At 61.1% G+C, this 24,301-nt stretch carries 21 protein-coding genes; 10 read left to right on the top strand and 11 right to left on the bottom strand.

Annotation, left to right across the window (positions count from 1 at the left end; all coding sequences use genetic code 11):
- Positions 1–5: 5 nt before the first annotated feature.
- Together ACIQWS_RS17695 and ACIQWS_RS17690 are read right to left on the bottom strand one after the other, a co-directional pair.
- The gene (locus ACIQWS_RS17695; RefSeq protein WP_223614784.1) at positions 6–1,196 is read right to left on the bottom strand and encodes a glycine C-acetyltransferase; all 1,191 of its coding nucleotides are present in this window, start codon (positions 1,194–1,196) and stop codon (positions 6–8) included.
- A 79-nt stretch (positions 1,197–1,275) separates the two neighbouring features.
- A complete protein-coding gene (locus ACIQWS_RS17690; RefSeq protein ID WP_403182149.1) occupies positions 1,276–2,454 on the bottom strand; it encodes an ROK family protein in 1,179 nt (392 codons plus the stop codon).
- A 124-nt stretch (positions 2,455–2,578) separates the two neighbouring features.
- Here ACIQWS_RS17690 and ACIQWS_RS17685 point away from each other — a divergent pair, with 124 nt between their 5' ends.
- The 3 genes from ACIQWS_RS17685 to ACIQWS_RS17675 are packed head-to-tail and all read left to right on the top strand — an operon-like array spanning position 2,579 to position 5,559.
- Positions 2,579–3,316 (top strand): glucosamine-6-phosphate deaminase, encoded by a 738-nt coding sequence (locus ACIQWS_RS17685; RefSeq protein WP_403182146.1) that lies wholly within the window; start codon positions 2,579–2,581, stop codon positions 3,314–3,316.
- Positions 3,313–4,332, top strand: a complete 1,020-nt coding sequence (locus ACIQWS_RS17680) for an N-acetylglucosamine-6-phosphate deacetylase (RefSeq protein ID WP_403182142.1) — start codon at positions 3,313–3,315, stop codon at positions 4,330–4,332. The genes ACIQWS_RS17685 and ACIQWS_RS17680 overlap by 4 nt, the downstream gene beginning before the upstream one ends.
- 30 nt (positions 4,333–4,362) lie before the next feature.
- Positions 4,363–5,559, top strand: a complete 1,197-nt coding sequence (locus ACIQWS_RS17675; protein ID WP_403182138.1) for an ABC transporter substrate-binding protein — start codon at positions 4,363–4,365, stop codon at positions 5,557–5,559.
- A gap of 4 nt (positions 5,560–5,563) precedes the next feature.
- Here ACIQWS_RS17675 and ACIQWS_RS17670 read toward each other — a convergent pair whose 3' ends face one another.
- Positions 5,564–7,414, bottom strand: coding sequence for an ABC transporter ATP-binding protein (locus ACIQWS_RS17670; RefSeq protein ID WP_403182135.1), 1,851 nt, complete (start codon positions 7,412–7,414; stop codon positions 5,564–5,566).
- Between the two features lie 40 nt (positions 7,415–7,454).
- Positions 7,455–8,666: an aminotransferase class V-fold PLP-dependent enzyme gene (locus ACIQWS_RS17665; RefSeq protein ID WP_403182132.1), complete on the bottom strand. Its 1,212-nt coding sequence runs from the start codon at positions 8,664–8,666 to the stop codon at positions 7,455–7,457.
- Between the two features lie 113 nt (positions 8,667–8,779).
- Here ACIQWS_RS17665 and ACIQWS_RS17660 point away from each other — a divergent pair, with 113 nt between their 5' ends.
- The gene (locus ACIQWS_RS17660) at positions 8,780–9,613 is read left to right on the top strand and encodes an IclR family transcriptional regulator (RefSeq protein ID WP_374042759.1); all 834 of its coding nucleotides are present in this window, start codon (positions 8,780–8,782) and stop codon (positions 9,611–9,613) included.
- A 2-nt stretch (positions 9,614–9,615) separates the two neighbouring features.
- On the opposite strand, the gene ACIQWS_RS17655 is transcribed toward ACIQWS_RS17660, so the two are convergent.
- The 7 genes from ACIQWS_RS17655 to ACIQWS_RS17625 form a co-directional block, all read right to left on the bottom strand.
- Positions 9,616–10,113 (bottom strand): RidA family protein, encoded by a 498-nt coding sequence (locus ACIQWS_RS17655; protein ID WP_346306899.1) that lies wholly within the window; start codon positions 10,111–10,113, stop codon positions 9,616–9,618.
- Between the two features lie 9 nt (positions 10,114–10,122).
- Positions 10,123–11,334, bottom strand: coding sequence for an amidohydrolase/deacetylase family metallohydrolase (locus tag ACIQWS_RS17650; protein WP_403182126.1), 1,212 nt, complete (start codon positions 11,332–11,334; stop codon positions 10,123–10,125).
- 2 nt (positions 11,335–11,336) lie between these two features.
- Entirely contained in the window at positions 11,337–12,206 is an 870-nt protein-coding gene (locus ACIQWS_RS17645; RefSeq protein ID WP_403182122.1) for an ABC transporter permease, read from the bottom strand.
- Positions 12,206–13,147 (bottom strand): ABC transporter permease, encoded by a 942-nt coding sequence (locus ACIQWS_RS17640; RefSeq protein WP_346306897.1) that lies wholly within the window; start codon positions 13,145–13,147, stop codon positions 12,206–12,208. Before ACIQWS_RS17640 ends, ACIQWS_RS17645 begins: the two co-directional genes overlap by 1 nt.
- Before the next feature lie 87 nt (positions 13,148–13,234).
- The gene (locus ACIQWS_RS17635) at positions 13,235–14,764 is read right to left on the bottom strand and encodes an ABC transporter substrate-binding protein (protein ID WP_403182116.1); all 1,530 of its coding nucleotides are present in this window, start codon (positions 14,762–14,764) and stop codon (positions 13,235–13,237) included.
- Positions 14,765–14,907: 143 nt separating this feature from the next.
- Complete coding sequence (gene rhaI, locus ACIQWS_RS17630) at positions 14,908–16,200, bottom strand: L-rhamnose catabolism isomerase (RefSeq protein WP_403182113.1); 1,293 nt, start codon at positions 16,198–16,200, stop codon at positions 14,908–14,910.
- Positions 16,201–16,222: 22 nt separating this feature from the next.
- On the bottom strand, positions 16,223–18,313 hold the full coding sequence (locus ACIQWS_RS17625; protein WP_403182110.1) for a bifunctional rhamnulose-1-phosphate aldolase/short-chain dehydrogenase: 2,091 nt from the start codon (positions 18,311–18,313) through the stop codon (positions 16,223–16,225).
- 214 nt (positions 18,314–18,527) lie between these two features.
- Here ACIQWS_RS17625 and ACIQWS_RS17620 point away from each other — a divergent pair, with 214 nt between their 5' ends.
- From ACIQWS_RS17620 to rhaM, 6 genes are all read left to right on the top strand, one after another.
- Positions 18,528–19,340, top strand: a complete 813-nt coding sequence (locus ACIQWS_RS17620; protein ID WP_346306893.1) for a DeoR/GlpR family DNA-binding transcription regulator — start codon at positions 18,528–18,530, stop codon at positions 19,338–19,340.
- Positions 19,341–19,384: 44 nt separating this feature from the next.
- A complete protein-coding gene (rhaS, locus tag ACIQWS_RS17615) occupies positions 19,385–20,380 on the top strand; it encodes a rhamnose ABC transporter substrate-binding protein (RefSeq protein ID WP_346306892.1) in 996 nt (331 codons plus the stop codon).
- Positions 20,381–20,448: 68 nt separating this feature from the next.
- Positions 20,449–21,969, top strand: a complete 1,521-nt coding sequence (locus ACIQWS_RS17610) for a sugar ABC transporter ATP-binding protein (protein WP_403182105.1) — start codon at positions 20,449–20,451, stop codon at positions 21,967–21,969.
- Between the two features lie 11 nt (positions 21,970–21,980).
- Positions 21,981–22,979, top strand: a complete 999-nt coding sequence (locus ACIQWS_RS17605; protein WP_403182554.1) for an ABC transporter permease — start codon at positions 21,981–21,983, stop codon at positions 22,977–22,979.
- Complete coding sequence (locus ACIQWS_RS17600; protein ID WP_403182100.1) at positions 22,976–23,977, top strand: ABC transporter permease; 1,002 nt, start codon at positions 22,976–22,978, stop codon at positions 23,975–23,977. The genes ACIQWS_RS17605 and ACIQWS_RS17600 overlap by 4 nt, the downstream gene beginning before the upstream one ends.
- Positions 23,974–24,297: an L-rhamnose mutarotase gene (gene rhaM / locus ACIQWS_RS17595; RefSeq protein ID WP_403182096.1), complete on the top strand. Its 324-nt coding sequence runs from the start codon at positions 23,974–23,976 to the stop codon at positions 24,295–24,297. Before ACIQWS_RS17600 ends, rhaM begins: the two co-directional genes overlap by 4 nt.
- Positions 24,298–24,301 lie beyond the last annotated feature (4 nt).

Below are 24,301 nucleotides of genomic sequence, written 5' to 3'. Positions count from 1 at the left end.
TTTTCCTATTTGATGATGCCGAGATCACGCCCGACTTCGGCAAAGACGTCTATAGCGCGGGCGACATCTTCCGTGGTGTGGGCAGCAGACATTTGGGTGCGGATGCGCGCCTGGCCTTTCGGCACGACCGGGAAGGCAAAACCGATGACATAGACGCCCTTGTCCAGCATGCGTGCAGCCATTTCCTGCGCCAGCGATGCGTCGCCCAGCATGACCGGGATGATCGGATGATCGGCACCGGCAAGGGTAAAGCCGAGCTTGCTCATATCCTTGCGGAAATGCGCGGCATTGGCACTGAGGCGCGCCCGCAGGTCGGCACCCCGGTCGATCAGGTCGAAGACCTTCAGCGAGGCTGCCGCGATAACCGGCGCCAGCGTGTTGGAGAAGAGGTAGGGTCGCGACCGCTGGCGCAGCCAGTCGATCACTTCGGCCTTCCCGGAGGTATAACCGCCGGAGGCACCGCCCAGCGCCTTGCCCAGCGTGCCGGTGATGATATCCACCCGGCCTTCCACGCCGCAATGTTCGGCCGAACCGCGGCCATGCCTGCCGACAAAGCCGACCGCATGGCTGTCGTCGACCATGACCATGGCGCCATATTTTTCGGCGAGATCGCAGACGCCGCCGAGATTGGCGATAATGCCGTCCATGGAAAAGACGCCGTCGGTGGCGATCAGCTTGAACCGGCTGCCTTCGGCTTTCTTCAGTTCTTCTTCCAGCGCCGCCATATCGTTGTTGGCATAGCGGAAGCGCTTTGCCTTCGACAGGCGCACGCCGTCAATGATCGAGGCATGGTTCAGCGCATCGGAAATGATCGCATCCTCTTCACCCAAAAGCGTCTCGAACAGGCCGCCATTGGCATCGAAGCAGCTGGAATAGAGGATTGTGTCTTCAAGTCCAAGGAAGCTGGAGATGCGCGACTCAAGCTGCTTGTGCTCTTCCTGCGTGCCGCAGATGAAACGGACCGACGCCATGCCATAGCCGTAACGGTCGAGTGCGGCTTTTCCGGCTTCCGCCAGCTCCGCATTGTCGGCAAGGCCGAGATAATTGTTGGCACAGAAATTCAGGACCCGGGCACCGCCGGAGACCTCGATTTGCCCGGCCTGCTTGGAGGTGATGACACGTTCGGATTTGTAAAGTCCGGACTCCTTCAAGCCTTTCAGCTCGCTCGTGAGGTGATCGATGAATTGCTGCGTCATGATCGGTATGATGTCCTGCTGTGTTCTTCCGGCGGGGCCGTGGCGTTGGTGCAATCGGATGTTCGCAGGCAGTGTCATCTCACGATCGGATGAATGTCTCAAGCCCCAGATTGAACAGCGGCCGCACGGCACCGAGAATGGCGAACTCCTCGCTTGATTTGTCCGCGATCAGAACCGGCAGTTCCAGCGTGCCGATCAGGCCTTCCGCCTGGAAAGCCTGCTCAAACGCCTGCCAGACATCCGCATTGGCAATGAATGGCCCGGTCACGATAACCCGCTTGGGAAAAAGCAGGCGGCAGACATTGGCGAGGGATCGCGCCATGAGCTCGACCCCGGTGCGCATATCGTCCATGTCGAGCAGGGGCCGCCGGGCCATTTGCCCGGCCAGCACTTCCTCGTTCTCGGACAGGGACGGCCATCGTTCGAGCATCCGGGGCAGCAGCGCCCAGAGCGACGCAGCCGTTTCAAGACAGCCATGATTGCCGCAGCCGCAGGGGCGGTCTTCCAGCAGGTTGAAACGCCAATGGCCGATTTCGCCGAACGGGCCGCCGGCACGGATGAACGGATCGCCATTCACGCTATAGGCCAGGCCGATGCCCCAGCCCCAGTGCAGGAGCAATGTATTGTCGGTGCCGTAAACCGGGTCCTGCAGCATGCGGGCATTGAGTTCGGCATCAAGGTGCCGGCAGACCAGAACCTCCGGGGTGACCGGCGCCAGCGCCGCCGCCAGGTCAAAATCACGGATCTTCGGCCAGCGCGAGGTGAGCAGCCAGGTGCGGCTTTCGACATCGACAACGCCGGATACGGACACGGATGTCCCGATGTGCTGCATTCCCGCCGGACACCTGTCCGCCAGAAGCGTGACCAGATCCTGCATGGCGGTCGTCATCTGGCCGCAGTCGGCGTCGGCCCGCATATCGAGACTGAAGCGTTCCAGCGTCCGGCCGCCGAAATCCACCAGCGTACCGCGCAGGGAACGGCTCGACACATGAATGACCGTTGCGGCGAAACGCTGCGTGTTGAGGCCGATCCGGATGGCAGGGCGGCCCCGCCCGCTTTTTTCGCCGGCCGTTTCCACCAGCAGGCCGCGGGCGATCAGGTCCCCCACCACTTTTGACGTGGTGGTCGAGGTCATGTCGAGCGCTTCGGCAATGCCGGGCCGGGAATGCTGACCGCCATCGGAGACAAGCGCTACGACCCGGGCGCAGTCACGCTGGTGGGCATCGTCATAATGTGTCTCGTCAACGGTCAGAATCATGCGGGAACGCCCTCGTTCTTATTTTTGAACAATATTATTCTAAAATACCTTGCAGTGCCATGGACAGCTATGCTTACAATGGCGGCCACGGTGAAAAGCATATGCAAGAAGGTTGGTAAAGCCCATGGTCGATACGCGTATTTTATCCGACAAGCAGGTCCTTGGCGCGACCGGCGCCGCGCTTGGCGCAGCGGCGATCCGCCAGGCGATTGCGCAGAAGGGCAAGGCGTCGATCATTGTCGCCACGGGCGCCAGCCAGTTCGAACTCCTGCAAAATCTCGTTGCGGCAGAGGAGATCGACTGGTCGCGGGTGACGGCGTTCCATCTCGATGAATATGTCGGCATGGACATCACCCACCCCGCCAGCTTCCGCAAATATCTGCAGGAGCGGTTCGTTGCGCCGCTCGGCGGCGATGTAACGTTTCATCCGGTCAATGCCGAGGGCAATCCGCAGGCCGAAGCAAAGCGGCTCAGTGCCGTGATCGCCGAACACGATATCGATGTCTGCTTTGCCGGTATCGGCGAAAACTGCCATCTGGCCTTCAACGACCCACCCGCCGATTTCGATACGGAAGAGCCCTATATCGTCGTGACGCTGGACGAGGCCTGCCGCAAGCAGCAGATGGGTGAAGGCTGGTTCCCGTCGCTGGACGCCGTGCCTGAGCAGGCCATTTCGATGAGCATCCGGCAAATCCTCAAGAGCCGCCTCGTCATCCTTTCGGTGCCTGATGCGCGCAAGGCGCAGGCTGTCAAGGACGCACTGGAAGGTCCGGTCGACCCGCGTCATCCCGCCTCGATCATCCAGACCCATCCGCAGACAATCCTGCTGCTCGATCCGGATTCGGCGTCAAAACTGTCATGATCACATCGGGCCTCGTCGATATCCAGGTCAACGGGTTTGCCGGGGTGGATTTCAACACCGCCAGCCTGACACCGGAGGCGTTGGACCACGCCTTGGAGGCCATGCTGGCAACGGGCGTCACCACATGCCTGCCGACGATCATCACCGCCTATCCCGATGAACTGGAAGCGCGCTTTACCGCGCTCGACCGCTGCGTCAGTACGAGCCGTCTCGGTCCGCTGATGTGTCCGGGATATCATCTGGAGGGGCCGTTTCTCAATCCGGCGCAGGGCTTTTCCGGGTGCCATCCCGCACAGGCCATGACATCGGCTGATCCTGCCCTGGTCACGCGTCTGCAAGACGCGATCAAGCGGCCGATTCTTCTCGTGACCGTCGCGCCTGAGATATCCGGCAGCCTCGATTTCATCCGGGCCATGGCGGCACGGGATATTCTGGTTTCAATCGGCCATTCCGCTGCGGATTTCGCCATGGTGGAGGCCGCGGCACTGGCCGGTGCGAGCCTGTCGACGCATCTCGGCAACGGCCTGCCGCAGATCATGCCCAAGCTCGACAATCCGCTCTTTGCCCAGCTTGGCGAAGACCGGCTGCTGGCGACCTTCATTGCCGACGGCATTCATCTTCCACCCAAGGCGCTCAAATCCCTGATGCGGGCCAAGGGCTTTGAGCGCTCCGCATTGGTGACCGATGCCGTCGCCGCCGCGGCCGTTCCCGCAGGCGCCTATGATTTCGCCGGCATGCGCATCGAACGCACCGCAGACGGCACGGTGCGCCTGCCTGGAACAACCGGCCTTGCCGGATCGTCCCTTTGTCTCGATGACGGGGTGCGCAACCTTGTCCGTTGGGGCATCGCGTCCTTCGAACAGGCGGTTGAAATGGCGTCCACACGATTGCTGGTTGCGCTCGCTCCGGTCCTGCGCGCCCGCAACATCACCCTGCCGCATGCGGAAATCGACTGGTCGGACAGCATGGCCATCCGCAGCGTCCGCATCGGCGACGAGATCAGAAACTGCAACTGAAACATCCAAGAACAATAAAGGGGAATGCAAATGGGAAATGACCAGTTTCGAATGAGCCGCCGGGTGCTGCTCGGCGGCATGACCGCATCGGCAATGGCGGGCGCGATGCCCGCCTGGGCCAAGACACCCGCCCTGCCCTCCGCGCCTGTCGTGATCACCGTGATGGACGTGGGCGGTGCGCTGGCGCTGATCCAGCCCGCATTCGAGGAATATGCCAAAACCTATCCGGAACGGGCGTCGCGGATCATCTTCACCAAGGCGCCGGTGACGGAGCTCGCCGGCAAGCTCAAGGCGCAGCAGAGCGCGGGCCGCGTCGATATCGATATCGTTCTGACCGGCAGCGACGGATTGGCGGCCGGGCTTGCCAATGAGACGTGGCTGAAAATCCTGCCGGATTTCGCCGACAAGTTTCCGGGGATCGAGGAAAACTACGAACCCGCCGCGCTCGCCCTGCACAAGGCGCAGGGCGACGGCTACGGTGTCGTCGTCAACTATTATCCCTCGGGCCCGCTGATCGAATATGATCCGGAACGAGTCAAGAAGGTCCCGACCAGCGCGGAAGAACTTTTGGCCTATGCCAAGGAAAACCCCGGGCGCTTCATGTATGCCCGCCCGACCAATTCCGGTCCCGGCCGCACCTTCATGATGGGGCTGCCCTATATTCTCGGCGACAAGGACCCGCAGGATCCGGTCAATGGCTGGGACAAGACCTGGGCCTATCTTACCGATATCGGCCAATACATCGATTATTATCCGGCTGGAACCGGCGCGACGATGAAAGAATTCGGCGAGGGATCGCGCGACATCATCATCAGCACCACCGGCTGGGACATCAATCCGCGCGCGCTCGGCATCGTGCCCGAAACGGCAAAGATCGGCACCCTCAAGGGTTTCCACTGGGTTTCCGACGCCTTCTTCATGTGCATGCCCAAGGGCATCGCCGACGACAAGGCGGCGGTCGTCCTCGACCTGATGGCCTTCCTGCTTACACCCAAGGCGCAGGCCTATTCCTATGACGAGGGCTATCTCTATCCGGGTCCGGCGGTGAAGAACGTGCCGCTGTCCATGGCACCGCAGCACAGCCAGGACGTGATCAAGCAGTTCGGCCGGGAGGAATATGCCGGGCTGATCGCCAACAACCCGATCGAACTGCCGCTGAAGCCGGACAAGATGGTCATCGCCTTCCGCAAATGGGACGAACTGGTCGGTTCCAAGAAAGCGAAGTAAGGGCTTACTGCACCTGAACCAGGTGCCCCGCCGAGACTTCATTGTATTGCCGCACAGGCACAATGAAGTCCGGCGTGCGCACCGGGCTCTTGATCTCGTCATTGGAGACCGGCCGCTTGATGCCGCGCCGCGACGGATCGGGCACCGGCACGGCTGAAATGAGCTTGCGTGTGTAGGGATGCTGCGGGTTCTCGAAGATGGCTTCACGCGATCCGATCTCGACGATTTCACCGAGATACATCACCGCGATGCGATGGCTGACCCGTTCCACCACGGCGATATCGTGCGAGATGAAGAGATAGGCGAGGTTGAGGCTCGCCTGCAGATCGAGCAAAAGGTTGATGACCTGCGCCTTGATCGACACGTCCAGCGCCGAGACGGATTCATCGGCAACGATCAGTTTCGGATCGAGTGCGAGTGCGCGGGCAATGCACACGCGCTGCCTTTGGCCGCCGGAAAATTCATGCGGATAGCGGCTTGCCATATCCGCAGTCAGCCCGACCCGCTCCAGAAGATCGGCAACACGCTCTTTTGCCTGCGCGCGCGTTCCCAGCTTGTGTTCGAGATAGGGTTCGGCAATCGCAGCGCCGACGGTGATGCGCGGGTTAAGACTGGCGAACGGATCCTGAAAGATCATCTGCATGGTGCGGCGCATATCGCGCAGCCGCTTCGGCTCCATGGTCAGCACGTCTTCCCCGTTCAGCAGCACCTCTCCGCTGAGCGGCTGCACCAGACGCATGATCGAGCGTCCGGTCGTCGACTTGCCGCAACCGGATTCACCGACGAGCGACAGGGTCTCGCCCGGCTGCAGGGTGAAAGACAGATTCTCCACCGCATGCACGCGGCCTTCCAGTTGTCCGAACATCCCCGAGTGAATATTGAAGCGCGTGGTGAGGTTCTTCACCTCGAGCAGTGGCTTTACCTGCGATTTGACGGTGTCAGCGGCCTCGACAGGCACATCCGACGTGCCGGTTGCGCGGTCCACCACCGGAAACCGCAACGGACGCTTGTGTCCCTTCATCGAGCCAAGAATGGGAACAGCGGAAAGCAGCGAGCGGGTATAGGGATGCTGCGGGCGGGCAAAGATGTCCTCGGTCCTGCCGGTTTCCACCGCCTCACCATTATACATGACGACGGTGCGGTCAGCGATCTCGGCGACAACGCCCATATCGTGGGTGATGAAGAGGACGGACGTGCCCTCCTCTTCCTGCAGCAGCTTGATCAGGTCGAGAATCTGGCCCTGGATCGTCACGTCAAGCGCCGTCGTCGGCTCATCCGCGATCAGCAGCTTCGGCTTGCTGGCCAGCGCCATGGCAATCATTACGCGCTGGCGCATGCCGCCGGAGAAGCGGTGCGGATATTCATCGAAGCGCGATTGCGCGGCGGGAATGCGCACCTTCTCCAGAAGCCGGATCGTTTCGGCCTTGGCTTCCGCCCGCGACATGGCGGAATGGCAGAGCAGGGCTTCGCTGATCTGCTGGCCTACGGTGAACAGCGGATTGAGCGAGGTCATCGGCTCCTGAAAGATCATGGCGACATCATTGCCGCGCACCGCCCGCATCTGGCTCTCGGGAAGCGCAAGAATGTCCTTGCCGTCCAGCATGATGCGGCCTTCGATGCGGCTCTTGTCCTTCTGCAACAGCCGCATGATGGACAGCGACGTCACGCTCTTGCCCGAACCGGATTCACCGACGATGGCCACCGTCTCGCCCGGCGCCACGTCGAACGAGACATTGCGCACGACCGGCCGCCACTTGCCGTCGGACTGGAAGGATGTCGTCAGATTGGCGACCGACAGAACCGGTGCAGGAGCATTGCCCCTGTTGCCGGGATGGGAAGGCTGACGATTGTCCATGAGTACAAATCCTTTCCGTTGGCAGATGGCGATGCGCCGGTCAGTCGGGCCAGCGCATGAGACCGGCCATGCGGCGCGCGTAGCGGTTTTCAACCGGGGTCGAGATGATCGCGTTGGAAGCCCGCGCCTTGCCGAGCTCTTCCGTCAGACGGCTGGCCACAATGGTTTCTTCTCCCGGATGCAAATTGCACGGGTCCATATAGAAGTAGCCGTGTTCGACCTCATGGTCCCGGACGATCACGGGGCGGGCGCCCTGTGCCAGCGCATCGGCGAGATCCCAAGCGGAGATATGGGCGGCCTGCGGTTCGATGGTGACGCGCAGGCGGTCGAGCGGATTGTGTGTCGGATCGGGCTCGATGACTGCCGTGACGCCCGGCTTGCCCGCAAGCGTCTGCTGCCAGAGGTTGAGATAGCCGGTTTCCCGCTCGCGGATACCCGCATGGTCGCGCTTTTCCCAGGCTTCGAGCGCAGCGATGGTTCCAAGAATGCTCTCCTTGCCCACTTTCATGCCGCGGCCAATGCCCATATTCTGCAGGAAGGTGTTGCGGACGAAATCCTTGGCGCCGGCGACGATACCGCCGGTCGGACCGCCCAAAAACTTGTGCGACGAGTAGAGCGCAATGTCGGCCCCCTGTTCGAGAAAAATCTTCAGATCATATTCCGACGCCGCATCGACGATCACAGGCACGCCGCGAGCGTGGCAGACTTCGGCAAACTTCTGCAGGGCAACGAGGCCGTACTGAACCGTGTGATGCGAGACAACAAAGACGGCAGCGGCGGTGCGCTCGTTGATCGCCCCATCGAGATGATAGGGGTAGCAGGATGTCGCCTGACCGACCAGAACGGCCTTGGCACCGGCAAGCCGGATACCCTGATCGACCGGAGCACCATAGCTGACCACATGGCCCATCTGGATGATCACCTCGTCCTTCAGGCCCGTCGTATCGGGCAGGCGTTCGATGGCGGCAAGATCATTCCCCGTCATGGCCGCTGCTACAGCAAGGCTGATGCCGGCGGAGCAGGACGCCGTGACAAAGCCGGCTTCACCCCCGGTCAGCCGGGCAATCACCGGGCTCGCCTTCTTCTGCAGGTCGTTGACCTCGACGAACTGCGGAAGGATTGCCGTCATGGCGGCGACCGCTTGCGGAACCACGATCGACGCCCCCAGCGAGGTCATCGTGCCGGACACGTTGATAACGGGTCGCAACCCGAGCGTTTCGCGAATATCGTCGGGGTTGTGAGAGTCTGTCATGCTAATCTCCTCGAAATGTTGCCGCTTGCAACACATTCCATTTTCTAGGCATATATGCCATTATAATGTAATAAACTGTTTGAACATCAATCGAGCCTGCCAGGAGCCTGAACGTGGACGCAAAGACATCAGACATGGGCGCTGCCCCCGGTCTTGAGACAACCGAACAACCGGAAGCGACGGGCCGCCGTTCCCGTGTCAGCGGCATCGACCGGGCCTTGCAGGTTCTGGACTATCTCTACGAAACCGGCAGCCCGGCCGGTGTCTACGGCATTGCCAAGGCCATCGGTGCGCCGCTGTCGACCGTCTATGTCATCATTGACGATCTGGTTGAGAAGAACCTTCTCTCCCGCAACAATGACGGCTCCGTCTGGCTGGGTGCACGGCTTTACCACTATGGTCTCGCCTATGCCCGCTCGCTGGATTTTCTCGACGTCGCCAACCACGAAATGCACAATCTCAGCCGCGTATCGGGTGAAACGGTGCAGGTGTGCGGCCGCGACGGCGATCACATGATGGTTCTGGCCATGGCCGATGGTCCCGGCCATTTCCATGTCACGTCGCGCGTCGGCACGCGCGTGCCGCTGAACTGGACCGCATCCGGCCGCCTGCTTGTCGGCCATCTGCCCGAAGCCGAACGGCTGGATCTGTTCAAGCGCTGCGCCAAATCCTCGCCCACGGGCCGTGCCGTCATCGAACCGGCAGCGCTGTCGAAAGCCGCTGCCGAGGCGCTGCAATCGCGCATTTCCATTCAGGCGGGCGAATCCGACTACGCCGTTGCCTGTGTTGCCTCGCCCGTCTGCGACGACAAGGGCACCTGCGTTGCCACCATCTCCATCGTTCTGCCCGAGCAGAAGATTGCGGATGACCCCGAGCGCTACACGGCCGAGGTCAAGGCATCTGCCGAACGGATCGAGACGGTGATGGGCTGGCGCAGTCATTCCTGATCCTAGTCCCTCAAGGCGATGATCGCCTCGATCTCCACGGTGATGTTGCCCGGCAGTGAGCCGAAGCCCACGGCCGAGCGGGCATGCTGTCCCGCATCGCCGAACACGTCGATCAGCAGATCGGAGCATCCGTTGATAACAAGCGGATGATCGGCAAAGTCAGGCACGGCATTGACCATGCCGAGCAGCTTGACCACCTGCTTGACGCGGCCGAGATCGCCCAGGGCGGACTGCAGGACCGCCAGCAGGTTGATGCCGGTCAGCCGGGCATGGGCATAGGCGTCCTCGACGCTGACATTATCGCCCACTTTTCCCGTATGCATGAAGCCGTCATCCTCGCGCGGGCCCTGGCCCGAGAGGTACAGCATGTTGCCTTCCTGAATGTGGGTAACGAAATTGGCAATCGGACGCGGTGCCGGCGGCAACACGATGCCCAGCGCCTTCAGCCTGATGTAAGGAGAGGTGCCGGCGTCGACAGCCGGACTGGATGAAGGATTCACGCGAGCTCCTTAGCGGTATGAATGGGTATGGCGGTGATTGACCAGCTCAGGCTTCACCGGTTGATAGCGGCTCGCCGCGATGGTTTCGGTGCCCAGAACCACCATGCGCGGTTCGAACAGTTTGTGCAGCGTCGCCTCGTAGCCCAGCGAATCGATGACGCTGAGATCTGAATCGACCAGTTCAAAGATGGTGAACTCGGCCGGCTTACCGACGGAGAGGAGATTGTCGGTCGGCAGGCCGATGGCCGATGCCGGCGAGAGCGTGACTGCCTCGACGACTTTGTCGAACGGCATGCCGACGCTCAGCAGCTTCGACATCGTCGTTCCCAGATCCCACACGGAATAGTTCAGGCTGTGCAGGTGGATGTCCGTCGAGATGGAGAATGGCAGCAGGCCGCGGCTGATGGCGACTTCCGCCACGCGGAACGAGAACGACGCGCCGCCATGGCCGATATCGAGCCGGATGCCTTCACCGGCGCAGCGTTCCGCCAGTTCGAACAGATCCTCATCTTCGATAATGCTGGCGCCGACCTTGCCGTTGAAGCAATGGGTGATGATATCGCCCGGTCCCAGAATCTCCAGCACTTCGTCGTAGAGCGCGGGCGGTTCGCCCACATGCACCATCATTGGCAGCTTGAGAATTTTTGCCACCTTCTTGCCGACCTTGACCGGGGTTACACCCCAGGAGCCGGTGATGACATGGCTGGCACGCACCTTCAGGCCGACAATGTGGTCGCGGTTTTCGTTGACGCAGGCGACCGTGCGGTCGAGATCGATGGAGCGGATATCGCTGAGTTCGCTGACGCGGTTGCAGGCGACCAGACCAATCGAGCCGAGATTGAGGAAAGCCTTGATGCGCTCCTTCGCCGGTTCGATGATATATTCGCGCAGGCCGTGGAAATTCGCTTCGCCGGCCGAGCCCGCATCGACGATGGTCGTCACGCCGCGCTCGACACCGCAGATTTGCGGGCGAACCGAGATATCGGTTCCGCCATGCCAGACATGGGCATGCAGGTCGGTCCAGCCGGGTGAAATCCAGGCGCCCTTCATGTCAATGCGCCTGGCATCGCCGGCGACGTTCAGGGAGGGGCCGAATTCGGCGATTTTTCCGTCCGAACCGATCAGGATATCGATGGTGCCGGTGGGTGTATTGGGGCCAAAGGCAACCGGCTTGACATTGGTCAGCAGCAAACGGCCGTCGGTTGCGGAGGGGGCGGGCATGATCAGAGATCCTTTCTGAGGCGGGGGTCTAGGAGGTCGCGGAAGCCGTCGCCGACCATCTGCAGGGAGAGAACGGAGAGGACGATGGCAATGCCGGGAAACAGGGTCATCCAGTCGGCCTGACCGACATATTGCCGCCCGGCGGCAATCATCGTGCCCCAGGTCGGCACTTCAGGGCTGACGCCGAGACCGAGGAAGGACAGCCCGGCTTCCGCCAGCATGGCATGGGCAAACAGGAACGTTCCCTGGACGAGGATAGGCGAGAGCAGATTGCGCAGGATATGGCGCGTCAGGATATGCGGTGTCGAAATGCCAAGCGCATGGGCGGCTTCCACATAGGGCAGTTCGCGGATGACCAGTGTCGAGGCCCGCACCACGCGGGCAAGCCGCGGCGCATAGACGATGCTGAGCGCGATGATCACCGTCGTCAGCGACGGACCGAGTGCCGCAACCAGCGCAATGGCAAGCAGGATATCGGGGAATGCCATCATCGCATCGATCAGCCGGGTGATCGGCGCATCGAGCTTGTGGAAGAAACCGGCGAGAATGCCGAGGGTCACGCCGATGAGCGAGGCGAGCACCACCACGGCAAAACCAACGAGCAGCGACAGCCGGGCGGAATAGATCGTGCGCGAAAATACGTCGCGTCCGAACTCGTCCGTGCCGAAAATCCATTGGGCGCTCGGCGGTTTCAGCCGGTTGACAATCGACAGCTTGTTCGGCGCATAGGGGGCAATGAGCGGTGCGAGAATGGCAAGCATGATGAAGATTGCCAGAACGATCAGGCCGAACAGGACGGTCTTGCGGCGCAGGAGAACCCGCAGGAATTTGCTGCGCTCGCTGGCGGGAACGGGTGAAACGATATCGGTCATCAGTAGCGCACCCTTGGGTCAACGACGAGGTAAAGCATGTCGATGGCGAAATTGATGAGGACGTAGAGCCCGGCGATGATGAGGAGTGCGCCCTGAATGACGGGGTAATCGCGGCGCAGCACGGCCGAGACGACGAGATTGCCGACACCGGGCAGCCCGAAGACCGTCTCCGTTACCACCGCACCGGAGATCAGCACGGCGGCCGTCAGGCCGACGACGGTGATGATTGGGATCAGCGCATTCTTGAAGGCGTGCTTGAGCACGACACTGCGTTCGACAACGCCCTTGGCGCGCGCCGTGCGGATGTAGTCATCCCCAAGCACATCCAGCATCGACGCGCGGGTAAACCGCATGATCAGCGCCGATGAAACGATTCCCAGCGCAAAAGCCGGCAAAACGAGATGATACAGCCGCTCGCCCAGCGTCGTGTCCGGCCCGCCATAACCGGAGACCGGGAAGATGCCGAAGCGGACGGCAAACACCTGCATCAGGATCAGGCCGAGCCAGAAACTGGGAATGCTGGCGGCCAGCATGGCAAGCGCCGTTGCGGCCTGATCGAAGACCGATCCGCGCCGGTAGGCGGCATAGACCCCGATGGGGATCGCAATGACACTGGCGATGAGGATCGAGAAAACCGTGAGGAAAAATGTCGGCTCGGCACGCTGCGCCAATGCGGTCAGCACGGGCTGGTCGAGAAAGATCGACCGTCCGAGATCGCCCTGCAGCAGCTGGCCGATGAAGTAAACATATTGAACGAGGATGGAGCGGTCGAGCCCGAGGGCTGTCCGCAACTGCGCGATATCGGCAGCGGTCGCTTCCGGTCCGAGCATGACGGCCGCCGGATCGCCGGGCGTGACGCGCACGATGATGAACACGATGGTCACCACCAGAAACATCACGACAATCATGCCGATAAAGCGTTGGAAGATGTAACGGAGCATGGGCCGGTTGGATCCTGCTGCGGGAGCTACGATACGAAGGCACGGGCGGCAGGCGGCTTGCTGCCGCCCGCGCCCGAACGCTTCAGCTTACTGCTTGAGCGACACGTTCCAGAAATAGGGCCAGGGCGCCGGGGTAAAGTGCTCCAGCTTGGGCGATTTGGCCGACAGCGCGTTGAAATCGCCGATCTTGATGATCGGTGCTTCCGCGTAGATCACCTTCTGAACGTCCGCCCATAGCGCGATACGCTTCTTCGGGTCCGTTTCGGCATTGAAGGCATCCACCGCCACCTTGCGGGCCGGTGTATCCCAATTGCCCGGCGCACTGGTCGACAGGGCGCCGATCAGCGCGGGTTCCGGCAGGAACGGGCTGTGGCTGATATAGATATCCCAGAGTGTCGGGTCGGCGCGGCGCTGCGTCAGCGTTGCCCAGTCGACCACCTGCAGATCGACATTGATCCCGGCGGCCTTCAGATATTCCGCCGCGACCTGCGCCATCTTGTAATGGAACTCATACTGGCGGCTGGTGAGAATGCGCACCGGCTTGCCGTCGTAATTGGCTTGCTTCAGAAGCGTCGCAGCCTTTTCGGGATCGCCGATATTATAGCCATCCTTGACGCCCGCATCGCTCGCCCAGCTATAGGACGCCGGATAGAACGATCCATTGAGCGCATAGAAGTCCTTGCTGCCGAAAGCGGCGGCCAGCATGTCTTCGACGTTGAGCGCAGCGCGGATCGCCAGGCGCATATCCTGGTTCTTGGTCAGGCCCTGCGCCGTGTTCAGCACGAAGACCGGCCAGCCGAAAGGCTTCAGCAGCACCGGCTCTGTGACCTTCTGGCCCTTCAGGCGGTCATAGGCCTCGACAGGCAAACTGTCGGCATAGTCGAACTGGCCGGAAATCGCGCCTTCGACCCGGGTATTGGCATCGGGGACAGGAACGAAACGGATTTCATCGAGATACTGATGGCGGGCGCCGCCATAACCATTCTCGCGCCCTTCCGGAGACTTGTAGCCGTCGAAACGCACGAGCTGGATATACTGGTCCGCCTTGCGCTCCTTCAGCTTGTAGGGGCCCGTGCCGACCGGGTCGGTCATCGGGTTCTGCTGCTTTTCACTTGGGAGGATGATCGCCGCGGCATTGTTGAACGCCAGCAGCGACAGCAGCGGTGCATGCGGGGCATTGAGCGTGATGCGGACAGTCGAGGCATCCACCGCGTCAATGGATGTGATGAGAGGCGCGACCTGCTTGCCGCGCGAGGCGATCTGGGTCCAGCGCTTCAGCGAGGCGACAACGTCGGCGGAATCCATGTCGGTGCCGTCATGGAACTTGACGCCGGTGCGCAGCTTGATCGTGTAGATTTTGCCATCCGCCGAAATCTCCGGCAGGCTTGCCGCCAAAAGCGGGGTCGGGTTCCAGTTTTCATCAAAGGTGTAGAGTGTCTCGAAAATGTGCTGCGAAACAATGCCGACCAGATCGGCCGTCGATGCCATGGCGTCAAGTGTCGGCGGCTCGCCGATGGTCGCGACATTGATGACGCCGCCCTTGGTCTGGGCAAAGGCCGCAGGGCTGAGGGCAATCAGCGCCGAACCCAACAGGAGTGCGAGTTTCAGTGATTTCATGACAGTTCCCTTTGTTATTCTATTATTATGTTATATAATGTTTTATAGTAGAATAAGACCAAATGTATCAGGCGCTGTCAAACAAAAAAGAAAAGGCAGCGCGAGGGGCGCTGCCTTGATCATGCAACCGGCCGGCAATCCGTTCAGATAATGCCGCCGCTGCCGCCCGTGCTGGCTGGCCGGATTTTTCCGACCTTTTGCCGGTAGCCGCTGGCCCGGTAGGCGGCGATGGGATCGATGGCGCCCCCCGCCCGGCGGCGGGCTTCGGCGAGTATCGGCTCGACATCCGTCCGGTATGCGCGCTTCAGCGCATCCGATGCCATCAGCGCATCGTTGCCGTCCTGATAGCCATCCAGAGCTGCCCGGTCGACCAGCAGTGCCTGCGCATAGGCGCGGCGGATTTCATTGGCACTCGAGATCAGGCTTTCAATTGGGTCGGTCACATTGTGCGACTGGTCGATCATATGCGCGGGGTGGAAATTCTCGACGCCGCGCTCCTCCGCATCGACCAGCTCATTGAACACCAGGAACAGCCGGTACGGATCGATGGAACCCGCATCCAGATCGTCATCGCCATATTTCGAATCGTTGAAGTGAAAGCCGCCCAGTTTCTTGAACTGGATCAGCCGCGACACGATCATCTCGATATTGGTGTTCGGGGCGTGATGGCCCAGATCGACGAGGCAGAAGGCTTTCGGCCCCAGTGTGTGGGCGATCAGATAGTTGCTGCCCCAGTCCTGCACCACGGTCGAATAGAAGGCGGGCTCGAACATCTTGTGTTCGGAGAAAATGCGCCAGTCATCCGGCAACGCCTTGTAAACCTGCGCCATGGCATCGAGATAGCGCTCGAACGACCGGGCAAAATGGCTCTGGCCGGGAAAATTCGATCCATCGCCGATCCATACCGTCAGGGCCTTCGAGCCGATGGCATTGCCGATTTCGATGCACTCGATATTGTGCGCAATCGCCTGCTTGCGCGTCGCCGCATCCGCATGGCTGAGCGAGCCGTATTTGTAGGAATGCGCCTGATCCGGCGCATCGGAAAAGGTGTTGGAATTCATCGCGTCGAAGCCGAGACCGAGCGCATCCGCATGGGCTTTCAGCTGCTGCGGATCGGCCTTGTCCCACGGGATGTGCAGCGAGACATTGGGCGTCGCGCGGCTCAGCTGGTGGATGACCGCGCAGTCGTCGAGCTTGTCGAAAATGCCGCGCGGTTCACCCTGCCCCGGAAACCGGGTAAAGCGCGTGCCGCCGGTACCGACGCCCCATGAGGGAACTGCAACGAAGAAATCGGCCACCTTGGCCGTGATCGCCTCGATATCGATGTTGCGGCGGGCAAGATGCGCGCCCAGCGCCTCGAAATCGCTGCCGTGCGCCGCACCGCGCCTGTCGTTCTCGGATGCGATCAGATCGCCGGAAATATGCTGTTCAGCCATGTTGTCCTCCCCCGGACTGCCTTTATCGCGTGAAGCTCTGCACGTTGCCAGCGTCGACGTTGATGATATTGCCCGTCGATTTTGCAGACGCGTCGGAGGCAAGGAAATAGATCGCCTCGGCAATGTCTTCCGGCAGCACGTTGAGCTTGAGCAGCGACCGCTTGCGGTAATGCTCTTCCAGCTCATCCACCTGCAGGTTGGATGAGGCGGCACGCTGTTCGCGCCATTCGCCGTTCCAGATTTTCGAGCCGCGCAGCACCGCATCGGGATTGACCGTGTTGACGCGGATACCGGCTTCCGCCCCCTCCAGCGCGAGGCAACGGGCGAGATGGATTTCCGCGGCCTTGGCGGCGCAATAGGCGCTGGCATTGGGCGAGGCGGCAAGCCCGTTTTTGGATGCGACGAAGACCACGTTACCGCCAATCTTCTGGCGCCGGAACAGGCGGAAGGCTTCGCGCGATACGAGGAAATAGCCGGTCGCCAGAATGTCCATGTTGCGGTTCCACATGGCAAGCTCGGTAACCTCTATCGGGGCGGATGAGGCGATGCCGGCATTGGAAACGAGAATATCGACGCCGCCGAACTCGATCGAGGCCTCGGCGAAGCTAGCGATCACGGCGGCCTCATCCGTCACGTTGAGCTGTACACCGCGCACGGCATCAGCGCTGTAGCGCGCGGCAAAATCCTGATGGGCTGCCTTCAGGGCCTCCGCATCGATATCCGCAAGGACGACACAGGCGCCCTGCCCGAGCAGCCGTTCTGCCGTGGCGCGGCCGATGCCGCCGGCGCCGCCCGTGACAAAAGCCACGCGGCCCGCCAGGGATTTCGGCTTCGGCATGCGCTGCAGCTTGGCTTCCTCGAGCAGCCAGTATTCGATATCGAAGGCCTCCTGTTCCGGCAGTCCCTGATAGTCCGAGACAGACGATGCGCCGCGCATGACATTGATGGCGTTGACGTAGAATTCCCCGGCGATACGCGCCGTTGCCTTGTCCTTGGCAAAGGACAGCATGCCCACGCCGGGAATGAGGAAGATGACCGGGTTGGGATCGCGCATGGCTGGCGAGTTGTCGTGTTTGCACGCGTTGTAATAGCGGGCATAGTCGGTGCGGTAGGCTTCCAGCGCTGCATAGAGCGCTTCGACAGCGGCGTCCGGATTGGCCGCATCGACATCCAGCACCAGCGGGCGAATTTTCGTGCGCAGGAAATGATCGGGGCAGCTCGTCCCGAGTGCCGCCAGCGGATGCAGGTCGCGGGAATTGACGAATTCCAGCACCGCCGGCTGATCGTCGAAATGGCCGAGCTTGCGTTCCGCTACACCGATCTTGCCGCGGATTTCCGGCATCAGCCGCGCGGCAATGGCGCGGCGCGCCGATGCGTCGAGGCTCGCCGTTGCCTCCCCGCCGAATGCGGGTTTGCCCGCCGTCTTGGCGTCGAACCAGACAATCGCCCTGTTGATGATATCGAGCGTCAGCTCGTAGCATTCCTTGGCGTCATCGGCCCATGTGAACAGGCCATGGCTTTCCAGCACGACACCTTTTGAATTGGGATGCGCCGCCGCATAGGCGCCAAGATCGAGGCCGAGCTGAAAGCCCGGGCGGCGCCAGGGCAGCCAGCCGATTTCGTCGCCAAACACTTCTTTCGTCAGTTCGCGCGAGTTCTTCGAGGCGGCAATGGCAATGATCGCATCGGGATGCATGTGATCCACATGCCTGAACGGCACGAAACCGTGCAGGGGCGTATCAATCGATGCGGCGCGGCTGTTGAGATTGAAGGTGCAATGGGGCAGAAAACCCACCATGCGGTCTTCATCCGCAACACCCTTGTAGATGGACTTCAGCGATTCCAGCTTTTCCATATAAAGCGTGGCGAAACCGTCGAGCTTGATCGTGCCGACATCGCCGCCCGATCCCTTCACCCACAGCACCTCCACCGGCTTGCCGGTGAGCGGATCGGTTTCCGAAACCTTGGCCGAGGTATTGCCGCCGCCGTAATTGGTGATGCGCTTGTCGGCACCCAGCAGATTGGAGCGGTAGAGCAGCTTGCCGGGCTCATCCAGCGCGGCAGCCTTTTGATCATCCCAACGATTATCCAGAAGTTGGACCTTGTTCGCCATGCTTGCCTCCCGAAGACGATCTGATGGCCTGACAACGCGCCGCAGCCATGTGAATTTTCTCTAGCTATGAAGCAGGGAGTGATTTGCTGTCAATCATAAATGATCAAATTCAATCATAAAATTGCAATTGTGCAGTGCAGTATGAATAATTTTGACTGAAGTTGATTGACACCGCGCATTTCTTTGCGCAATGTTCGCAGCAGTGGAGGGAAAAATGCACGAACGTGAGCGCCAACGAATTATCCTGAGTGCCGTTCAGGAAAAGCCGTTCATCACCATTCAGGACATTGCCGAACTGACGGAAGCGTCGGAAGCAACGATCCGCCGTGACATCGCCTCCATGCACGTCCAGGGCAAGCTGCGCCGGGTGCGCGGCGGCGCGGAAGCCATTCACCCGCCGCAGCAGACCGCGCTTGCCGGCCGGCCATTTCGCGTCTCGGAAGCTGAGAACATCGACAAGAAGCGGGCGATTGCCCGCGAAGCCGTGGGCCTGTGCAACGAGGGCGACGCTATCATCCTCAACGGTGGCACCACGACATTCCAGATGGTGCATTATCTCGCCACCCGCCGCCTGCAGATCATGACCAATTCCTTCGCCATCGCCGAACATCTGGTGAAGAACTCCAAGAGCACGGTCATTATTCCCGGCGGCATGATCTATCGCGAGCAGAGCATGATCCTCTCGCCGTTCGACAATGACGTAACCCGCAATTTCTACGGCAAGCGCATGTTCATGGGCGCCGTCGGGGTCGGTCCGTTCGGCGCGATGGAATCGGACCCGCTGATCATTCAGGGCGAGCAGAAGCTGATCAATCAGGCGGATGAACTGGTGCTGCTGGTGGATTCCAGCAAGTTCGAGCGCCGGTCGAGCCTGATCCTGTGCCCGTTGCAGCGGGTCGCAACAATCATCACCGATGACGGCATTGCGGATGCCGACCGGAAGATGGTGGAGGATGCCGGGGTCGAGCTCATCATCGCAAAGGTGGGAGCTCAGGACAAATCAAGGGATTCCGCTTCGATCGCATAAAAACCAGGCGCCGAAGCGGCGTATTTCAATCTAGGGAGGATGAAATGAAACTGTTGAAGAAACTCGCACTGGGATCGGCCTTGGCCCTTGCCATGTTCGCATCGCATGCACAGGCAGAAACGATCAAGATCGGTCTCGTCGCCAAATCACTCGGCAACGGCTTCTTTGAAGCAGCCAACAAGGGCGCGCAGGAAGCCGCCAAGGAGTTGGGCGGCGTCGAAGTCATCTATACTGGACCGACATCGACGACGGCTGAAGGCCAGATCGAGGTCATCAATGCGCTGATCGCGCAGAACGTCAATGCCATCGCCATCTCCGCCAACGACCCTGACGCTGTCGTCCCGGCTCTGAAGAAGGCCATGGCGCGCGGCATCAAGGTGATCTCGTGGGATTCCGCCGTGGCCAAGGATGGCCGCATCGTCCATCTCAATCCGTCATCCAACGAGCTGATCGGCAAGATGTGCCTGCAGCTTGCCGCTGCCCATCTGCCTGATGGCAAGGGCGACTTCGCCATCCTCTCGGCCACGACCACATCGACAAACCAGAACACCTGGATTGCCGAGATGAAAAAGCAGCTGCCGAATTTCCCCGGCCTCAACCTCGTCACGACAGTCTATGGCGATGACCTCGCTGACAAGAGCTACCGCGAAGCGCAGGGCCTCCTGACCTCGCAGCCGAATGTGAAGGTCATTGTCGCGCCGACCACGGTGGGTGTATTGGCCGCCTCGCAGGCGGTATCCGATGCCAAGAAGATCGGCACGGTTTATGTGACCGGCCTCGGCCTGCCTTCGGAAATGGCCGGCGCCATCAAATCAGGCGCCACCAAGGAATTCGCCATCTGGAACCCGATCGATCTTGGCTACTCCGCCACGCAGATCGCCTATCACCTCGTCAAGGGTGATACCGACGGCAAACCCGGCAGCGAAATCACTGCCGGACGCATGGGCAAGATCAAGATCGGCGACAATGGCGAGGCCGCCATGGCTGATCCCTTCGTCTATGACGCGAAGAACATCGATCAGTTCTCCAAGATTTTCTGATCCGGCAATCGCGCCGCAAAGCCCGGCAGGCCGTCTGCCGGGCATTTTTTAACCCTTCGGTATTGCCCATGATGACCGCAGCGCTTGCTGAATCACCCCTTGCAACCCCCATTCTGGAAATGCGGGCCATCTCCAAGACCTTTCCGGGTGTGAAAGCCCTGAATGACGTCAACATCGCCCTGTTTCCCGGCGAGGTGACGGCGCTCATCGGCGAGAACGGTGCGGGCAAATCCACACTCGTCAAGATTCTGACCGGCATCTACCAGTCCGACGAAGGCGAGATCCATATCGACGGCAAGCCCGTCACCTTCGGCAACGCGCAGGATGCCATCGATCACGGCGTGACCGCCATCCATCAGGAAACGGTGCTGTTTGACGAACTCTCGGTCGCCGAGAACATTTTCATCGGCCACGCGCCGAAGACATCGCTGGGTCTGGTCAACTGGAAGGGCGTCAACGCCAGGGCGCTCGCCCTCCTCCATTCGCTCGAAAGCAATATCGATCCGCGCACGCGGCTGAAGGATCTCTCCATCGCCCAGCGCCATCTTGTTGCCATTGCCCGCGCGCTGTCGGTCGATGCGCGCATCGTCATCATGGACGAGCCGACGGCCGCCCTGTCGCGCAAGGAGGTGGACGACCTCTTCCAGATCGTCAAGCGGCTGAAGGCGCAGGGCAAGGCCATTCTCTTCATCAGCCACAAGTTCGACGAGGTCTATGAAATCGCCGATAACTATGCCGTGTTCCGTGACGGCAAGGCCGTGGGCAACGGGGTTCTCGCTGAGATCAGCCAGAACGACATTGTCCGCCTCATGGTCGGCCGTTCCATCGAGCATGCCTTTCCGAAAGTCGACATCCCGCTCGGCGAAACGGTGCTCAAAGTCGAGAACTACAGCCATCCCACCGAATTCCGCGACATTTCCTTTGCCCTCAGGAAGGGTGAAATCCTCGGCATCTACGGGCTGGTCGGTGCCGGCCGCTCGGAAATCTGCCAGTCCCTGTTCGGCGTGACCCGGCCGTCCGGCGGCAGGCTGGAACTGGACGGCAAAGAGATTCAGATCCGCTCGCCCGGCGATGCAATCCATGCGGGCATCGTCTATGTGCCGGAGGAGCGCGGCCGCCATGGTGCCGTGCTGCAACTGCCGATCTACCAGAACATTTCATTGCCGTCGCTTGGACGGACATCCCGTTCGGGTTTCCTGCGCGCCGCCGAAGAACTGGCGCTGGCGCGAAAATACGCCGAACGCTTCGACCTCAGGGCCGCCGCACTCTCGGTGCCAGTCGGCACGCTTTCCGGCGGCAACCAGCAGAAGGTCGTCATCGGCAAGTGGCTCGCCACGCAACCAAAAATCCTCATTCTGGATGAACCGACCAAGGGCATCGACATCGGCTCGAAGGCAGCGGTCCACGCCTTTATCAGTGAACTTGCCGGCGAAGGCCTCAGCATCGTCATGGTATCGTCGGAACTGCCGGAAATCCTTGGCATGTCGGACCGGGTGTTGGTGATGCGCGAAGGCCTGTCCGCCGGTCTCTTCGAGCGCGCCGGCATGAGCGCCGAGACGCTGGTTCGCGCCGCAACGGGCAACGCGTGAGGATCGGGATGATCAAGCAACTGTTCAAATTTCGCGAAATGCTGCTGGTGGTGATCATCGCCGTGTTGCTCGGCGTTTTCTCTTCCCGCTCGCCCGGCTTTGCCAGCCCGTCGAACCTGTCGAATATTTTCAACGACACGTCGATCCTGATCATTCTGGCCTTGGGCCAGATGACCGTCATCCTGACGAAATCGATCGACCTCTCCGTCGCGGCCAATGTGGCCTTTACCGGCATGGCGGTTGCCATGCTTAACGCGGCGCATCCCGGCCTGCCGCTGGCATTGATCGTTGTCATCGCGCTTGGCGTCGGTGCGGTCCTCGGGGCGATCAACGGCCTGTTCGTCTGGAAGCTCGGCATTCCCTCGATTGTCGTCACGCTCGGCACGCTTACCATCTATCGCGGCATTGCCTTCGTGCTTTCCGGTGGCGGCTGGGTCAACGCCCACCAGATGACCGAACCGTTCCTGCAGACGCCGCGCCAGCTTTTCCTCGGCCTGCCGGTGCTCGGCTGGACGGCCATCGTCATCGTCGCCGTCATCTATATCGTGATGTCGCGCACCTTCCTCGGCCGGGCAATCTACGCCTCCGGCGGCAACCCGACGGCGGCGGTCTATGCGGGTATCGATGTCGGGCGCACGCGCTTTTTCGCCTTTGTCATATCGGGCACGCTCGCCGGGCTCTGCGGCTACCTCTGGGTATCGCGCTATGCGGTGGCCTATGTGGATATCGCCGCGGGCTTCGAGCTCGACAGCGTCGCCGCCTGCGTCATCGGCGGCATCTCGACCCTCGGCGGCATCGGTTCGGTGGCCGGGGCGGTGCTGGGTTCGCTGTTTCTCGGCGTCATCAAGAATGCCCTGCCGGTCATCAACATTTCGCCGTTCTCGCAAATGGCGATTTCCGGCGGCGTGATCATCGCCGCCGTGATCTTCAACGCGCGGCAGGAACGGCGGCGCGGCCGCATCATCCTGCGTGACCGCGGGGCATCGGAAACAATCGAGGGTATCGCATGAGTGTGGTCAGCGAAAAACGTCATATCCCGGACCGGCTCGGCACCTCCGCAACGCGGCTGTTTGCCAGCTGGGAAGCACTGCTGCTGGTTGTCGCGATCCTGATCTTCATCGCCAACTCCTTTGCATCTCCTTACTTCCTCAATGCATGGAACCTGTCCGACGCCACGTTCAACTTCACCGAGAAGGCGATGGTGGCCTTCGCCATGGCGCTCCTGATCATCGCCGGTGAAATCGACCTGTCCGTCGCGGCGATCATTGCACTTGCCTCGACGGCCATGGGCGCTGCGGCCCAGATGGGCGTCGGCACGCCGGGCCTTGTTGCCATCGGCCTCGGGGTCGGCATCGGTTGCGGCGTGATCAACGGCATTCTCGTCGCCGGGCTGCGCCTGCCGTCTATTGTCGTGACCATCGGCACGATGAGCCTGTTTCGCGGCATCGCCTATATCGTGCTTGGCGATAAGGCCTATGGCGGCTACCCCGCCTCCTTCGCCTATTTCGGCCAGGGGTATGTCTTCTGGGTCATTTCCTTCGAATTCGCCCTGTTTGCCGCCCTGGCCATTCTCTTTGCCATTCTCCTGCACGCGACCAATTTCGGCCGGCGCGTCTATGCCATCGGCAACAACGAGTTTGCGGCGCGTTTCTCCGGCATCCGCGTCGAGCGCATCAAGTTCACGCTGTTCCTGATGACCGGGCTGATGTCAGGCATCGCCGCGGTCTGTCTCACCTCGCGCCTCGGCTCGACACGGCCTTCCATCGCGCAAGGATGGGAACTCGAAATCGTCACCATGGTGGTTCTCGGCGGCATCTCCATCCTTGGCGGCTCGGGAACCATCGGCGGCGTGGTCATCGCCGCCTTTGTCATGGGGCTGGTGACATTCGGGCTCGGGCTGCTCAATGTGCCGGGCATCGTCATGTCGATCTTCATCGGCCTGCTCCTGATCATCACCATCACCCTGCCGATCATCATCCGCCGCTTCAGGCACAGGAAACACGCATGAGCACCCAAGAGACCTATGCGTTCAAGATGACCCTTCATCCGGGCATGGAAGAGGAATACCGCCGGCGGCACGATGCCATCTGGCCGGAACTTACCGATCTATTGCACGATGCGGGCGTGCAGAACTATTCGATCCACCTTGATCGCGACACCCACACGCTGTTCGGTGTCCTGACCCGCCCGAAAGTGCATGGGATGGCTGATCTTCCCGATCATCCCGTGATGAAAAAATGGTGGGCGCACATGGCCGATATCATGGTGACGAACCCCGACAATTCGCCGGTGCAGACCGATCTGGTCTGCCTGTTCCATCTGGCCTAATCCG

Origin of the sequence: Phyllobacterium sp. NPDC097923, from assembly GCF_044760925.1 — a bacterium.
Lineage (GTDB): Bacteria > Pseudomonadota > Alphaproteobacteria > Rhizobiales > Rhizobiaceae > Phyllobacterium > Phyllobacterium calauticae.
Note: the sequence above shows the minus strand (reverse complement) of the source record. Positions and strands in the feature narration are given on the sequence as shown.